The 14531-nt window shown below is 59.6% G+C and carries 14 protein-coding genes; 7 read left to right on the forward strand and 7 right to left on the reverse strand.

Going from position 1 to position 14531, the window contains the following annotated elements; genetic code table 11:
- Nucleotides 1-109: 109 nt before the first annotated feature.
- A complete protein-coding gene (locus ACYVIT_RS10465; protein ID WP_415808025.1) occupies nucleotides 110-532 on the forward strand; it encodes a VOC family protein in 423 nt (140 codons plus the stop codon).
- A gap of 51 nt (nucleotides 533-583) precedes the next feature.
- Nucleotides 584-1420, forward strand: a complete 837-nt coding sequence (locus ACYVIT_RS10470; RefSeq protein ID WP_415808024.1) for a class II glutamine amidotransferase — start codon at nucleotides 584-586, stop codon at nucleotides 1418-1420.
- 37 nt (nucleotides 1421-1457) lie between these two features.
- On the opposite strand, the gene ACYVIT_RS10475 is transcribed toward ACYVIT_RS10470, so the two are convergent.
- The 4 genes from ACYVIT_RS10475 to araD all read right to left on the reverse strand — a co-directional run bounded on the left by ACYVIT_RS10475 (nucleotide 1458) and on the right by araD (nucleotide 5964).
- Nucleotides 1458-1946 (reverse strand): VOC family protein, encoded by a 489-nt coding sequence (locus ACYVIT_RS10475; RefSeq protein ID WP_415808023.1) that lies wholly within the window; start codon nucleotides 1944-1946, stop codon nucleotides 1458-1460.
- Between the two features lie 202 nt (nucleotides 1947-2148).
- On the reverse strand, nucleotides 2149-3138 hold the full coding sequence (locus ACYVIT_RS10480) for a Bug family tripartite tricarboxylate transporter substrate binding protein (RefSeq protein ID WP_415808022.1): 990 nt from the start codon (nucleotides 3136-3138) through the stop codon (nucleotides 2149-2151).
- 269 nt (nucleotides 3139-3407) lie between these two features.
- A complete protein-coding gene (locus ACYVIT_RS10485) occupies nucleotides 3408-4127 on the reverse strand; it encodes a ribonuclease activity regulator RraA (RefSeq protein ID WP_415808021.1) in 720 nt (239 codons plus the stop codon).
- A gap of 103 nt (nucleotides 4128-4230) precedes the next feature.
- Nucleotides 4231-5964 carry an L-arabinonate dehydratase gene (araD, locus tag ACYVIT_RS10490; RefSeq protein ID WP_415808020.1) on the reverse strand — a complete coding sequence of 578 codons (1734 nt, stop codon included), beginning with the start codon at nucleotides 5962-5964 and terminating at the stop codon, nucleotides 4231-4233.
- A 105-nt stretch (nucleotides 5965-6069) separates the two neighbouring features.
- Here araD and ACYVIT_RS10495 point away from each other — a divergent pair, with 105 nt between their 5' ends.
- The 4 genes from ACYVIT_RS10495 to ACYVIT_RS10510 all read left to right on the forward strand — a co-directional run bounded on the left by ACYVIT_RS10495 (nucleotide 6070) and on the right by ACYVIT_RS10510 (nucleotide 8581).
- Nucleotides 6070-6774, forward strand: a complete 705-nt coding sequence (locus ACYVIT_RS10495) for a GntR family transcriptional regulator (protein WP_415808019.1) — start codon at nucleotides 6070-6072, stop codon at nucleotides 6772-6774.
- A gap of 77 nt (nucleotides 6775-6851) precedes the next feature.
- A complete protein-coding gene (locus tag ACYVIT_RS10500; protein WP_415808034.1) occupies nucleotides 6852-7199 on the forward strand; it encodes a toxin-antitoxin system TumE family protein in 348 nt (115 codons plus the stop codon).
- Entirely contained in the window at nucleotides 7189-7557 is a 369-nt protein-coding gene (locus ACYVIT_RS10505) for an HVO_A0114 family putative DNA-binding protein (RefSeq protein WP_415808018.1), read from the forward strand. The genes ACYVIT_RS10500 and ACYVIT_RS10505 overlap by 11 nt, the downstream gene beginning before the upstream one ends.
- A 109-nt stretch (nucleotides 7558-7666) precedes the next feature.
- Nucleotides 7667-8581, forward strand: coding sequence for a PhzF family phenazine biosynthesis protein (locus ACYVIT_RS10510; protein WP_415808017.1), 915 nt, complete (start codon nucleotides 7667-7669; stop codon nucleotides 8579-8581).
- A gap of 96 nt (nucleotides 8582-8677) precedes the next feature.
- Here ACYVIT_RS10510 and ACYVIT_RS10515 read toward each other — a convergent pair whose 3' ends face one another.
- Nucleotides 8678-9667, reverse strand: coding sequence for a Bug family tripartite tricarboxylate transporter substrate binding protein (locus tag ACYVIT_RS10515; RefSeq protein ID WP_415808016.1), 990 nt, complete (start codon nucleotides 9665-9667; stop codon nucleotides 8678-8680).
- Nucleotides 9668-9782: 115 nt separating this feature from the next.
- Between ACYVIT_RS10515 and ACYVIT_RS10520 the strand changes: the two genes are divergently transcribed.
- Entirely contained in the window at nucleotides 9783-10706 is a 924-nt protein-coding gene (locus ACYVIT_RS10520; RefSeq protein WP_415808015.1) for a LysR family transcriptional regulator, read from the forward strand.
- Here ACYVIT_RS10520 and ACYVIT_RS10525 read toward each other — a convergent pair.
- Both ACYVIT_RS10525 and ACYVIT_RS10530 read right to left on the reverse strand, forming a co-directional pair.
- Nucleotides 10664-12385, reverse strand: coding sequence for a hydantoinase B/oxoprolinase family protein (locus tag ACYVIT_RS10525; protein WP_415808014.1), 1722 nt, complete (start codon nucleotides 12383-12385; stop codon nucleotides 10664-10666). The genes ACYVIT_RS10520 and ACYVIT_RS10525 overlap by 43 nt on opposite strands.
- Nucleotides 12386-12413: 28 nt before the next feature.
- Nucleotides 12414-14447 (reverse strand): hydantoinase/oxoprolinase family protein, encoded by a 2034-nt coding sequence (locus ACYVIT_RS10530; protein WP_415808013.1) that lies wholly within the window; start codon nucleotides 14445-14447, stop codon nucleotides 12414-12416.
- Nucleotides 14448-14531 lie beyond the last annotated feature (84 nt).

Below are 14531 nucleotides of genomic sequence, written 5' to 3' on the forward strand. Positions count from 1 at the left end.
GGGCAAATGCTCTCCGGCAGGGGTTACGCGCGTGGCGTGACGGAAAGGCCCTTACATCGATCGATGCGCGTTGCCGCGTTGTGCCGGCCAGCACATTTCAGGAGTAGGAATGAAACCTCGCGTGAGCTTTATCACTTTGGGCGTGGACGATCTGGATCGTGCGATACAGTTTTATCGCGATGGTCTGGGACTCGAGACGCCGGGCATTATCGGCACGGAATTCGAACACGGCGCCGTCGCGTTTTTTGATATGCAGCCCGGTCTGAAATTGGCGCTATGGCCTCGTGCCAGCCTGGCGCACGACACGCAGGTTCCACAGGGACCTCGCAGCGCGACAGAGTTTTCGTTGGCCCATAACGTTGCCGACAAGGCCGAAGTCGACCTGGTCATGCAGCAGGCCCGCGAGGCGGGTGCTCAGATCGTCAAGGCCGCAGGTGATACGTTTTGGGGCGGATATGCAGGCTATTTTCAAGACCCGGATGGCCATCTGTGGGAAGTCGTCTGGAATCCGGAGTTCCTGCCACAGGACTGAACCGGTTTTGCTGCTATAACTGCCCCACGAGCAACCCGCAGGAGCATGGCTATGTGCCGCTGGATGGCGTATTCCGGTAATCCCTTGCAGCTGGATCTGGTGATTTTCAAGGCGCAGCATTCGCTGATCGATCAGAGCCTGCATTCGCGTCTGGGGGCGACCACGACGAACGGGGATGGCTTTGGCGTGGGTTGGTATGGCCCCGATCCCGACGAGGCGCCATTTCGCTATCGCAGTATTCACCCGGCCTGGAACGATCGCAATCTGCGCGAGGCCGCGCGGGCGATCAGGGCACCCTTATTTGTCGCGCATATTCGTGCCGCAACAGATACGCCCGCACAAGAAACCAACTGTCATCCATTTCGCCATGACCGTTGGCTGTTTGTGCACAATGGATCGATCAGGGATTATCCCGTGTTGCGGCGCGAGCTGCTGATGCAGGTGGACCCGCGCTACTTTCTTTCGTTGGAGGGATCGACGGATTCCGAGGTCATGTTCTTGCTGGCGTTGACGTTCGGTCTGGAAACCGACCCGCTGCCCGCGTTGGAACGCATGGCTGCCACGGTGGAAGACGCCGGCCACCGGCACGGTGTGGCGCATCCTTTGAACATGACCATCTGCGCGCTGGACGGAGAGCGCCTGATCGCCGTGCGTTATTCGAGCGAGGCCAACTCTCGCACGCTGTTTCACAACAACGATGTGCGTCATCTGAAACAGCTCTATCCCGACGAGCCTCGCATCGCTGCATTAGGGGACGACACCTACATGTTGCTGTCCGAGCCTTTGACCGAACTGCCCGGCGTCTGGCAGGAAGTCCCCGAGGCTACGGCCATCATCGCGCACAAAGGGGACGTGCAGTATTTCCCCTTTGTGCCGGGAGGCTTGTAGGCGTCAGCCTGTAGCGCGTGTTCGAGTCAGTGGCAGATCAGGATGCAGGCTTGCACTGCCCATCCGCAGAAAATGCCGCGCGCATGGCCTCCTGGATCTGCTCAGGGGACAGATCCTGTTTATGCGTTGCCATAGACCAGCGGTGTCCAACTGGATCGGTGAGCTGTCCATAGCGATCCCCCCAGAACATATCCGTCGCCGGCATGGTGATTTTTGCGCCAGCGGCTTCGGCTTGCGCCATGGCGGCATCGACGTCTTCGACATAGATATGCAGATACACCGGCGAGTCCTTCAGCCCTTTGGGGCTCATGGCGCCGCACTCGGAAAACGCATCGGCCAGCATGATTTTGGAGTCTCCGATTTGCACCATCGCGTGCATGATCCTGCCGTCGGGGCTTGGCAGGCGGGCCAGTTCGACCGCATTGAAAGCCTTGACGTAAAAGGCGATGGCTTCGGCTGCCCCCTCGCAAATCAGGTGAGGGGTCACGGTATGCATGTCTTCGGGAATGGGTTTGACAGTGGCCATGGCGGGCTCCTGAAAGGTGCCCCTGCCGGACTGGCAGGGTTCTATCCCTACGACGAATGATAGACATCCAGATCGACAAACTGCGTGACTTTTTTTCAACAGCCGCTGGTGAGGCCGAGCAGCGGGGCTGGCGGCCTATAACCCCCGGATGTATTTCCCAGGGGCCAGGGCCGCGGCTTGAGGGCTGGGCGTGAGCGTCGCGTTAATCGACACTGGCGCCTGATTTTTTGACCACTTCCGCCCAGCGCGGGATTTCCGTCGCCATCAGATCGCGCAGGGCTTCCGGGGTGCTGCCTACCAGTTCCATCCCCATCGTTTTACCCAGTTTCTCCTGGACATCGGGTTCTTTCAGAATGGCGGCGATTTCCTGGGACAGGCGGTCGACGATAGGCTTTGGCGTGCCTTTGGGGGCGTACACCGCCTGCCATGATGCCATCTGGAATCCTTTTACCCCGGCTTCTTCCATGGTGGGCGTATCAGGGGCCAGCGCGATGCGTTTGGGTGTAGTCACGGCCAGCAGTTTGAGTTTGCCGTTCTGCAGCAAGGGCAGGGCGGCCGTCATCTGGTCGAACATGAAAGTCACCGCGCCTGAGGACACATCCACCATGGCGGGTGGGGTGCCCTTATAGGGCACATGGGTGAGAGGTACGTCGATCGTGTCTGCGAACAGTTCACCGGCCAAATGGGTCGATGTGCCCTGTCCGGACGAGGCAAAGGTCCGCTTGGTCGGATCGCGTTTGAGCAGCGCGATCAGGTCTGCAACGGAATCCACACCCAGGTTGGGATCCACCAGCAACACGTTGGGCAACGTGGCGACCAGCGATACCGGCTCGAAGTCTTTGACCGGATCGTAGCGCAGGTTCTTGTACAGGCTGGCGTTGATGGCGTGCGTGCTGATGGTGCCGCCGAACAGGGTGTAACCGTCGGGAATGGCCTTGGCGACATAGCTCGCACCGATACCGCCTGCCGCACCGGGTTTGTTTTCCACGACCACGTTCTGTTTCAAGCGTTCGGCCAGTTTCTGCGCCAAGAGGCGGCCCACCACATCAGTGGAGCCGCCTACGGTAAAGGGCACGACATACGAAATCGGTTTCTCGGTCGGCCAATCCGCGGCTTGCGTGGGCAGCCCACAAGTTGCCAGGGCGGCCGCGGCCAGTGTCAGCACCAGATGACGGCGTCGGATGAGGTTCATGGTTGGTTGTCTCCGTATGGTTTGATGGGGCGAGCGTGCGTGCCGCCGAGGGAACGGCAGGCACTGGCCGAGTGTTCGGCGGGGATACTGCGTGCTTACGAGGTCAGTGCTGCTGCTTGTCGCTGCCTGTGCCGGGTCCCTTGGGAATACGGGACGGGCGTGGCGTGAGGCTTTTATTGTTACTGCTGCGGACAGGGCATCGACGGGGCCTTGCTGCGGCCTGCTGGTCGTCATCGCAATCTCGACAATCAGCAGGCCAATGACGGGTTTTAACGTCCGTTTTTCGCGCGCCAGGCGGCGAATTGTTCGCGGGTTTGCGGATCGGTGGGCGGGTACAGGCCCAGGATGCTGCGGCCGCCTTGGACTTCGCTGGTGACGAAGTCCTCGAACGCCGTCATTTCATGGGCTTCCCGGGCGATGTCGTCGGCGATGTCCGCAGGGATGATGACCACCCCTTCGCCGTCACCGACCACGATGTCACCGGGGAACACGGCCACGTCGCCGCAGCCGATCGGCGCATTGATATCCAGGGCTTGGTGCAGCGTCAGGTTCGTCGGGGCGGAAGGACGGTTGTGATAGGCCGGGATCTCCAGATTGGCGATCTCCGGCGAATCGCGGAAACCGCCATCGGTCACGACACCGGCCACGCCGCGTTTCATCAGGCGCGTCACCAGGATAGAGCCTGCCGAGGCGGCGCGCGCGTCTTTGCGGCTATCGATCACCATCACTGCGCCTTCGGGGCAGGTTTCCACGGCCACGCGTTGCGGATGGCCGCGGTCTTCAAATACTTTGATGGTGTTCAGGTCTTCGCGCGCGGGGATGTAGCGCAGCGTGAAGGCCGGGCCGACCATGTTGGGCAGCGTTGGGTTCAAGGGACGCACGTCCTGGATGAATTGATTGCGCAGGCCGCGCTTGAAAAGTGCGGTGCACAAGGTGGCGGTGCTGACGCCCTGCAGGATGCTGCGGGTGGTATCGGATAGGGTGGTCATTGATGTCTCTATAGTTATCAGGTCAGGCTTATAAGGTAGGGCGCGAGAGCTGTGAGGCCGTTGCGATGGAACCGACAGACCTCAACAGCAGGCGCAGGCAAAATCAGAAAATACTGGGCTCGGGCACCGGTTCGCCAAAGCTCGTTTCCAGGAAATCAAAATCGCAGCCTTCATTGGCTTGCAGGATGTGCTTGGAATACATCCAGCCGTAGCCACGCTCGTAGCGTTTGGGCGGGGGTGTCCAGGCTGCACGGCGAGCCGCCATTTCCTCATCGCTGATGTTCAAATGAATCGTGCGGTTCGGCACGTCCACTGTGATCAGGTCGCCTGTGCGCACCAGGGCCAACGGACCGCCGATGTAGGATTCCGGCGCCGCATGCAGAATACACGCGCCATAGCTGGTGCCGCTCATGCGGGCATCGGACAGACGCAGCATGTCGCGCACGCCCTGTTTGACGAGCTTGGTCGGGATCGGCAGCATGCCCCATTCCGGCATGCCCGGGCCGCCTTGCGGGCCGGCGTTGCGCAGGATCATGATGTGGTCGGCGGTAACGTCCAGATTCTCGTCGTCCACGGCGGCCTTCATGCTGGGGTAGTCGTCGAATACCAAGGCCGGGCCCGTGTGCTGCAGGAATTGCGGGGCGCAGGCGCTGGGCTTGATCACGCAGCCATCGGGGGCCAGATTGCCTTTCAGGACGGCGAGCGCGCCTTCGTCATAGATGGCGTTATCCAGCGGGCGAATCACGTCGTCGTTATAGACGCCGGCACCTTCCAGGTTTTCACCCAGCGTGCGGCCAGAGACCGTCATGGCGGACAGATCCAGATGGTCTTTGGCCAGTCGCGTCATCAGGCCGGGCAGGCCGCCAGCGTAGTAGAAGTCTTCCATCAAATATTTGTCGCCGCTGGGACGGATGTTGGCGATCACCGGGACCTTGCGGCTGGCGGCGTCAAAATCGTCCAGGCCTACCGCGCAGCCTGCGCGGCGCGACATGGCGACCAAGTGCACGATCGCGTTGGTCGAGCACCCCATGGCCATGGCCACGTTGATGGCGTTCTTGAATGACGCCACCGACAGGATTTTCTGCGGAGTCTGGTCTTCCCAAACCATTTCCACCACGCGGCGGCCGCACTCGGCGGACATGCGCATGTGGTTCACGTCGGCGGCGGGGATCGACGAGGCGCCGGGCAAGGTCATGCCGATCGATTCGGCAATCGCCGTCATCGTGCTGGCCGTGCCCATGGTCATGCAGGTACCGTAGCTGCGCGCGATACCGCCCTCGACCTCGGTCCAATCCTCTTTGGTGATGTTGCCGGCACGGCGTTCATCCCACAGTTTCCAGGCATCGGAACCGGAGCCCAGGATCTTGCCTTTCCAGTTGCCGCGCAGCATCGGGCCGGCCGGCAGATAGACACAGGGCAGGTTGGCGCTGAAGGCGCCCATCAGCAGGCCAGGGGTGGATTTATCGCAGCCGCCCATCAGCACGGCGCCGTCTACCGGGTGGCTGCGCAGCAGTTCCTCGGTTTCCATCGCCAGAAAATTGCGATACAGCATGGTGGTCGGCTTGACGAACGATTCCGATACGGAAATCGCCGGCAGCTCGACCGGGAAGCCACCCGCCTGAAAAATGCCGCGCTTGACGTCGTCGACGCGCTGCTTGAAATGGCTGTGACAGGGGTTCAGGTCCGACCAGGTATTGACGATGGCGATGATCGGGCGACCGGCCCAATCCTGCGGGCCATAGCCCATCTGCATCATGCGCGAGCGGTGACCGAACGAGCGCAGATCATCGTGCGCCATCCAGCGCGCACTGCGCAGGTCTTCGTAAGAGCGGGTCATGAGTGGAGTCTCCCTTGCTGTTTGGGCGATTAAAACACTAATATATTAGTGCGTCAATGAATCCCCTGGCCGGTACAATCCGGCCATCTTTCCCTTTTTTCGCCTATGACCCAATCGTCAACGCCGCCCATCGATCTGCGCCTGGACCGTTCCCGCCATGCGGCGCCGCAGGTGTTCGAAAAGCTGCGCGAACTCATTGTGTCGATGGAGCTAAAGCCGGGCGCACCGCTGGCGCGCGTCGAACTGGCAGAGGCGTTCGGGCTGAGTCAGACGCCGATTCGTGATGCGCTCAGTCAATTGCGCGATGAGGGGCTGGTGGATATTTATCCGCAGCACACCACCGCCGTCAGCCGTATCGACATTGCCGCCGCCCGGCAGGCCCATTTCTTACGGCTGTCCCTGGAGCTGGAGATCGTACGTGTCCTCGCGAGCCGCGAGGATCCTGCGTTGATCGAGCAACTGCAGGCCCACATCGACGTCCAGCATGCCAATCGTGTCGCTGAACGATATCCCGCTTTCATGGCCGCTGACCAGGCGTTTCATCAGGATATGCACCGCGCCGCCGGCGTAGGGGCTTTGTGGGAACTGGAGCAACGCTATAGCGGCCACGTCGATCGCCTGCGCCGCCTGCATCTGCCCGAGGCCGGTAAAGCCGACCGCATCCTGCGCGATCATCAACGCATACTGGACGCCATTGCCCAACAGGATGTCACTGGCGCGCAGGCGGCACTGCGCGAGCATCTGTCAGGAACGCTGAGCCAGATCGACGATATCTGCGCACGCTATCCGGATTATGTGACGGTGAGGTAGCGGCCGTGGGCTGCGGCACGATCGCGACGCTGTCAGTCTGATTTTCTGGTGTTTAGCAGCTCGTTGCCACATTTGTGATGGAGTGTTGCTTTGCCAACAGTACGGCTGTTGGCGTAATTGACAACAAGACATCACAACTTATCATTGATTTCAAGTCTGTGGATGATGACGGGGCTATTATTCAAATCGTAGTTTGGCAGGTACCTCGTCCTGTCGCGCCCTGTCTGCATACAGTCAAGTACAGGCTCGTTTACATCGCCAATAATGAACGAGTCATTGGATTTGATAATGAACGCGGTAAGGGCGACCATTGCCACTCATGCGGCCGAGAAATTCCTTATGAGTTTGTGAGTATTGATCAGTTGGTCGAGGATTTTCTTGCACATGTCGAACGCTACAAGAATGAGAGGCACTATGGTCCGTAAACTAACTATCACCATCGACTCGGATTGGAAGGCCGCGTTGCGCGGCGCTGCTGCCCAGGCCAAAGCTGGGATCCGGGAAAAGCGTTATCAAGGGGAAGTGTTGAACTTTGAGAGCGCGGGTGCATTCTTTTCTCATTTAACAGAGAGACGGTGGGCATTGATTACGGAGTTGTTGGGTGAGGGAGTGGTCGGTGTACGTGAGTTGGCGCGCCGTCTAGGGCGAGACGTAAAGCGTGTGCATGAGGATGCAAGTGCTCTTGTCGCGCTCGGATTGTTAGAACGTACGGAGCTAGGGGCCTTGTTTTGTCCTTACGTTGATATCCATGTGGATATGCATTTAATGCGGCGAGCAGCGTAATTCTGCTGGATGCTGTGTCGCTGTTATGGTCTAAATTTATCCATTCTGTGTCTGTTTCGGCGTAAACCGCTCCCATATACTGTTCCGCATCAATCAGACGAGAAATTGCATGCGCTACCGTTACGTTACCACCGATGTTTTTACCAGCCAGGCCTATTGCGGCAATCCTCTGGCGGTCGTGTTGGACGCCGAGGGCCTCAGTACCGAGCAAATGCAGATCATTGCTCGGGAATTCAATTATTCAGAGACCAGTTTTGTCCTGCCGCCAAAGGATCCCGCGAATACGGCGTGGGTCAGGATTTTCACGCCTGATAGAGAAATGCCGTTTGCCGGGCATCCAAACATTGGCACAGCGGTGGTCCTGGCTCGCGAGCTGGCTATCGCCGGCCAGGTTGTGCCGGACGAATTCGTGTTTGAGGAAATCGCAGGGTTGGTGCGGATTTCGCTCGCGCGCAGCGAGCAGGGCATTGATGGAGCAGAGCTCTTGGCGCCGCAACCTTTATCGCTGGGCAGCAAGGTGCCGGTCGAATCTGTGGCACGTGCGTTGAGGCTGAATGTCTCGGATATCGAAGTGTCCGAGCACGCTCCTCAGGTGGCGTCGGTGGGAGCGCCTTTCTTGATCGCTCAGCTTGCCAGCCGTGATGCGTTGCGCCGCATCGTGCCGGATGCGAACGAGTATGCGGCCTTGTTGCCTTTGGATGGCGCCAAGTCCATTTATGCCTACACTACGGACACCGCTGCGGATACGATTGATAGTCCCACAGATATACAGGCGCGTATGTTCACCGGCCGCATGACGGAAGACCCCGCCACGGGCAGCGCGACCGTTGCAGCAACGGCATTGCGGGCATCATTGCGTGGCGATGGCACATTGCGATTGCGCGTGGGACAAGGGGTGGATATGGGGCGCGCGAGTTTATTGCTCGCGCGTGCCGAGCACCGTTCTGATGGGATATGGGCGAATGTTGCGGGGCAGGCGGTGGTAGTGATGGAGGGCAGTCTGCTCCCGCCACTGGTTCCGTGAGGCGTTTTCCTGTCAGGTCCGCTGCTTGATCGAAAGCCCAATTTTTCGGCTGGCCGCAGTTTGTAGAATGGACGCCATCGCGCTCAACGCCATCAGTTATTGTGGTTTAACGCCCGCTTTTTTCGCGATGTCGCGCCATTTGGCTGTGTCCGCGCGAACGGTCTCGGCCAGGGCTGCCGGGCCCGTTCCCGAGGCCGTGATGCCTTGGCGCAGCAACAGTTTCTTCATTTGGGGCTCTTGGATCGTTTCATCAAAAGCCTTTGCGATGCGGGCCTGCAGCGCCGGATCCATGTTGGCTGGCGCGAATAGCGCAAACCAAATCATGGCTTCAAAACCAGGAATCCTGGCTTCTTGTACCGTCGGCACGTCGGGCAGTAATGGCGATCGTTCCGTCGATGTCACTGCCAAGGCCTTCAGGCGGCCGGCTTTGACAGGCTCCAACGAAGTCATGACGACGTCGAGCATCATGTCGACGTGTCCACCCAATACGTCAATCAATGCTGGTCCCGATCCGCGATAGGAGATGTGATTCATCTTCAGTCCGGCCTCTGCCGCGAAGTAGGCGCCACCCAGATGACTGGACGATCCTGTGCCGGCCGACGCATAGGAAACTTGTTCCGGCCGGGATTTGGCCAGCTTGATGAAGTCATTCAGCGTGTTCACTCCTAATTGAGGGTTAACCACTATGACATCGGGAATGGTGCCTATTGTCGTGATTGGTGTGAAACCCTTGACGATGTCGTAGGGCAGATTGGCGGTGACGCTGGGTGCGATCGCGTGGCTGGTGACAGTGCCAAGCAATAGGGTGTAGCCGTCTGCGGGTTGGCGATTGACGTACGAGGTACCGATCACGCCCGACGCACCGGCGCGGTTTTCCACGATGATGTGCCCACCGGTTTTCTTGCTGACGGCGTCGGCCAGCTGCCGCGCGACCAGATCGGTGGATCCTCCGTTGGCATAAGGCACAATGAGCTGTACAGGTTTGCTGCCAGGCCAGGCATCCTCTGCATTTGCGGCCGGGATGGTGCACAGCGCCGGGACAGCGCAAACCAGGAAACAGGCAAGCGTTTTTTTGACAGACAACATGATTTCCCCTGAGTTTTGTGTCTCCCTCCTGCGTGGGGGGAGTATGTTTAAATAGTAGGGACGATGCCCTAGAGCGTCGACAGGGTGAAACTTATAAGCCTATAAAGCGCACGCTATGAAAGCCGCCGATTTAAATCTCCTGGTGCATTTCGATGCACTGATGACGTGCAGCAGCGTGTCTCAAGCAGGGGAGTTGCTGGGCATTAGTCAACCCGCGATGAGTTCGGCGTTGAGCCGGTTGCGCTATCTGTTTGGCGATCCATTGCTGCAGCGCCAAGGCAATCGTTGGATGCCCACGCCGCGCGCGCTGGAACTGCATCGTAATTTTCAGCCGTTGCTGCAGGCATGGCGTCGCAGCATCTCGCGCGAGACGGCCTTTGATCCGGCCTCGACACAACGTGTGTTTACCCTTTGTGCCAGCGATTATTTGCAGTTGGCAGTGTTCCCGAAGATCTTGTCCGCCGTACAAGACGAAGGGCCAGGCATAGGCCTGCGTTGTTTGCCGCCGAAGTTGGGAGGCGCGCTGGAGATGCTCGCCGAGAATTACGTCGAGCTTTATATCGGCCACTATCCCGACCCGCCCGACAATCTACGGGCGCGTTTTCTGTTCGAAGAGGCATGCACCTGCGTCGTGCGCAAAGGGCATCCCGCGCTGACCCGTGCCTGGAATCTGGACTCCTATCTCCAATACAGCCACGTCAATGCCTCAGGGTATGCGAACTACTTCAATGCGCAGGTCGATGCCGCATTGCGTGCCATAGGCCTGCAACGTAGCGTGGCAGTACTCTTGAGCAGCTATATGGCTACGCCATTTGTGGTGGCGCAGACCGATATGATTGCCACCTTGCCATTGAGCGTGGCCAGTCAGTTAAAGGCAGCAGCAGGCATCGAATTATTGCCAGCACCCTTGCCGCTGCCACCCTTGAGTGTGTCGCTTTATTGGCATGAGCGCTATCAGAACGATGATGCTCATGCCTGGCTGAGGCAACGGATGGGTCAGGCTTTCGATGCCAGCGCCCGATCCACGAGATCGCCGTAGATTTTCCGGGCTGCGGCCAAGGATACGCGCTCATCGTGCAGGTCGTCGGCCAATGCGGTTGCCGCGCGGTCTTTGGGGTTGCCAAAACCTCCAGCACCAGAGGTTTCGAGGCACACGCTTTCTCCGCTTGCCATACGCAGGCCGGCGGTTTTCGAGGACATGATTTCCTCGCTGCCGTCGGTACGCTTGTAAACCAGGCGTGCTTGCCTGCCGTCACCGCCGCCCAGCACGCCGCTCGCACGGCCCACGACGTGGTTATCTGAACGTGCCGAGAAAATGATGCCATCGGCGAGCGCCCGTATCTCGCGAGCTACCGCCATACCTCCACGCTGACGGCCGGCGCCGCCGGAATCGGACACGAGCGCATAGCGTTCGACGCGCAAGGGGTACTCGTTTTCCAGCGCCTCCACGGGCAGGTTCGAGGAGTTGGTCATGTGGACATGAACACCGTCCATGCCGTCCATGTCGTCGCGAGCGCCAGACCCGCCAGCGACGGTTTCCAAATAAACGAAATCTCCCGGACGGCTGGCCAGACGGCCAGAGAATACGATCGCAGGACACACGTCATTGCCCGATGCCATGATGCGTGATTGGGGCAGCGCCTCGCGGAATGCGCCGAAAATCGCACCAGCGACTTTTTGTGCAGTCAGAGAGCGTGCGCCTACAGCTGCCGGGGCCTGCGGATTGACGATGGAACCTGTCGGCGCCACGATTTCCAGCGGCTCGAACAGCCCGGAGTTCGCGGCGAGTTCGGGGTCCAGCAAGGCTTTGACGGCATAGTAGACGCAGGCCTTCAGCGCGCTTTCCGGCAAATTCATCGCACCGCGTGCCTGAGCCCCAGATCCTGAGAAATCGAAGCGCAGGCGGCCCTCCAGCACGGTGACTGCGACCTGTAACCGTACTGGATCGCCTCCACCCAGGCCGTCATCGTCCATCATGTGAGCAAAGGAATACGTGCCCGGATTCAGTTCGGAAATGCGGCGCTCCAGGCGCGAGCGAGTGTATTGAATCAAGTCCTCCACGGCAGTCAATGCACGCTCCAACCCCATTTGCGTGAGCAGCCCTTGCACCGCTGTGGCACCGCGTTGATTGGTGGCGACCTGGACTTTCAGATCCAGCCAGCGTTCTTCCGGATCGCGGGTATTGCTGCAGATCAGCCGCAACAGGTCTTCCTGGATGACACCGTCACGTGCGATGCGCACCACAGGAATACGAATCCCTTCTTCGAAGACTGTGCGCAGGCTGCCTGCGATGGAGCCCGGTACTGATCCGCCCACATCGGCATGATGGCCGACGTTGGCCGTGAAAAATACGAGCTGTCCCTCATGAAAAACAGGCGTGACGATATTGATATCGGGCAGGTGGCTGCCGCCGGCCAGATAGGGATCGTTGCTGATAAACGCATCGCCCGGTTTGATCTGTGCAATGGGATATTGATCCAGCACTGCCCGCATGGCTCCGTTGAGGGAGCCCAGATGCAAAGGAATTTGGGTCCCTTGGGCAACCAGCCTGCCCGTGGCGTCGAACAGTGCCACAGAGCAGTCTTTGCGCTCTTTGATGTTGGTCGAGAACGACGAACGCACGAGCGTATTGTTCATGTCCTCAGTGATGGAAAGCAGGCGGTTGATGAAGACCTCCATTTCGATGGGGTCTCGCAAAGCAGGCGTTTGAGTCGTCATGAGTATGTCCTGGAAGCAGCGGCGAGGCTCAAACCCGCACCACGATGTTGCCGAATTCGTCGACGCGCGCCGATTGGCCGGGGGCGATGACAGTGGTTGAACTCATCTCTTCGAAAACCACCGGGCCTTCAAAACTGGCATGAGCGCCCAGTTGATCGCGGTCGTAGACGTCGGCCTCGCGCCAACCGATGGCTTCGCCGAAATGGATGCGACGGCGCGAAACCGGTTGAGGAATCGCACGCTCGGCAATGTTTGCCAGTGGGGCTTTGGTCACGCGTCCAATGGCTTTGGTACGGCAGTTGATGATTTCGATGGCACGGTCAGGCACGTCATAGCCGTACTCGCGCCGGTGTGCTTGTCCAAAGCCCGCGTGGAACGCTTCGAAAGTGGGTGTTTCGTGCGCGGGCAATGCGACCTGGACCTCAAAGTTCTGTCCGACATAGCGCGCGTCGATCACGACTTCGTAATCGCGGTTCGGTACATCGACACCTTCTTCTTCGAGCCAGCGATTGGCTTCCTCGCGCAGTCTATCCAGGCGTGCGAGCACGCGTGTCCAGCCTTCAGCCTCAATGACCGCGATTTCGCTTTCGACAAAGTCAAAGGAAATATCTGTCAGCAGGATGCCGCGCGCGCATAGCGTGCCAGGCTCTTGAGGGATGATGACAGTAGGAATGCCGCATTCCCGCGCTACGTCGAGCGCGTGCAGGGGGCCTGCGCCACCAAAGGCGCACAGGGCGAATTTCGAGAGCTCATGGCCCCGCTCTGTCGATACCGAACGTATCGCACGCGCCATATTGGCATTGGCAATACGGATGATGCCCTCGGCTGCGGCCTCTACGCTCAAGCCCAGTGGTTCTGCGATACGGCGTGCGATCACTTCGCGTGCAGCGGCCGCGTCAACGTTCATTCGACCCTTCAACAGTTTGACTGGATTCAAGCGCTGCAGCGTGAACATGGCGTCGGTAATGGTGGGCTCGGTACCTCCACGGCCATAGCCGACGGGGCCGGGGACCGCGCCAGCGCTATGAGGGCCGACTTTCAAAGAACCCGCCTCGTCGATCCAGGCAATGCTGCCGCCGCCTGCACCGATGACATGGATGTCCACCATCGGCGTTTTTACCGGATAACCTGCGACAGAGCGGCTGGAGGTAAACGCAGGGCGTCCTTCCAGAATCAGCGAAACATCGGTGCTGGTGCCGCCCACATCAAAAGTCACAGCATTGGGGAAGCCTATGGTGCGGCCGAGTACGGCCGTTCCTACGACGCCAGCCGCCGGGCCAGACAGACACGTGCGTACGGGGAACTGGCGCACCGTTTGCACCGACATGAGGCCGCCATTGGAATGGATGGTGTGGGGTTCATGGCGAATGCCGATATCGGCCACACGTTCCAGAAAGCGCTGCAGATAGCGCTCCATGCGTGGTCCTACCGAGGCATTGAGCGTGGTCGTGGACAGGCGCTCGAATTCCCGGAATTCGGGCAAAACGTCGCTGGATAGACTGATGTAGGCCTCGGGCAATACCTCGCGCACGATGTCGCGCGCCCGGCGTTCGTGATCGGGATTGCGATAGGCATGCAGGAAACAGATCGCGACGGCCTGTACGCCAGCATCGCGCAATACTTCGGCAGCCGCGCGTACCGCGGATTCGTCCAGGGGCTCGACGACTTCGCCTTGCGGGGAGATGCGTTCGGGCACCTCCTGGCGCCAGGCGCGGCGCACCAGTGGGGTGGGGCGCGTCACACTATAGTCGTACAGGTGAGGGCGGACCTGTCGGGCAATTTCCAATACATCGCGGAATCCCCGCGTCGTAATCAGGCCGCAGGGGGCTATTTTGCGCTCGATGATGAGATTGGTCGCGACAGTCGTGCCATGGCCGATGTGTTCGATCTGATCCGGCTGCAGGCCATGTTTGTCCATGAGGCCGGTGATGCCTTGATGGATGGCTTCCGATGGGTCGCTGGGGGTGGAGGGAACCTTGAAAAAAGCGACCTCGCCATTTTGGCTGTTCACCAGCGTGAAGTCGGTGAACGTGCCCCCGACGTCTATACCGATTCTGTACATGCTTTGAGTCCTAGGTACGACAACTGAAGAGGACTCGATGGTAGAAGCCGGGGGCAGGGAGGGAGAATAGGGTGTGGCTTATGG

The organism is Bordetella muralis (genome assembly GCF_054781015.1).

Coding starts and splice junctions, on each gene's coding strand:
- ACYVIT_RS10465 (WP_415808025.1), top strand. CDS start 110: ATGAAACCTCGCGTGAGCTTTATCACTTTGGGCGTGGACGATCTGGAT.
- ACYVIT_RS10470 (WP_415808024.1), top strand. CDS start 584: ATGTGCCGCTGGATGGCGTATTCCGGTAATCCCTTGCAGCTGGATCTG.
- ACYVIT_RS10475 (WP_415808023.1), bottom strand. CDS start 1,946: ATGGCCACTGTCAAACCCATTCCCGAAGACATGCATACCGTGACCCCT.
- ACYVIT_RS10480 (WP_415808022.1), bottom strand. CDS start 3,138: ATGAACCTCATCCGACGCCGTCATCTGGTGCTGACACTGGCCGCGGCC.
- ACYVIT_RS10485 (WP_415808021.1), bottom strand. CDS start 4,127: ATGACCACCCTATCCGATACCACCCGCAGCATCCTGCAGGGCGTCAGC.
- araD (WP_415808020.1), bottom strand. CDS start 5,964: ATGACCCGCTCTTACGAAGACCTGCGCAGTGCGCGCTGGATGGCGCAC.
- ACYVIT_RS10495 (WP_415808019.1), top strand. CDS start 6,070: ATGACCCAATCGTCAACGCCGCCCATCGATCTGCGCCTGGACCGTTCC.
- ACYVIT_RS10500 (WP_415808034.1), top strand. CDS start 6,852: ATGGAGTGTTGCTTTGCCAACAGTACGGCTGTTGGCGTAATTGACAAC.
- ACYVIT_RS10505 (WP_415808018.1), top strand. CDS start 7,189: ATGGTCCGTAAACTAACTATCACCATCGACTCGGATTGGAAGGCCGCG.
- ACYVIT_RS10510 (WP_415808017.1), top strand. CDS start 7,667: ATGCGCTACCGTTACGTTACCACCGATGTTTTTACCAGCCAGGCCTAT.
- ACYVIT_RS10515 (WP_415808016.1), bottom strand. CDS start 9,667: ATGTTGTCTGTCAAAAAAACGCTTGCCTGTTTCCTGGTTTGCGCTGTC.
- ACYVIT_RS10520 (WP_415808015.1), top strand. CDS start 9,783: ATGAAAGCCGCCGATTTAAATCTCCTGGTGCATTTCGATGCACTGATG.
- ACYVIT_RS10525 (WP_415808014.1), bottom strand. CDS start 12,385: ATGACGACTCAAACGCCTGCTTTGCGAGACCCCATCGAAATGGAGGTC.
- ACYVIT_RS10530 (WP_415808013.1), bottom strand. CDS start 14,447: ATGTACAGAATCGGTATAGACGTCGGGGGCACGTTCACCGACTTCACG.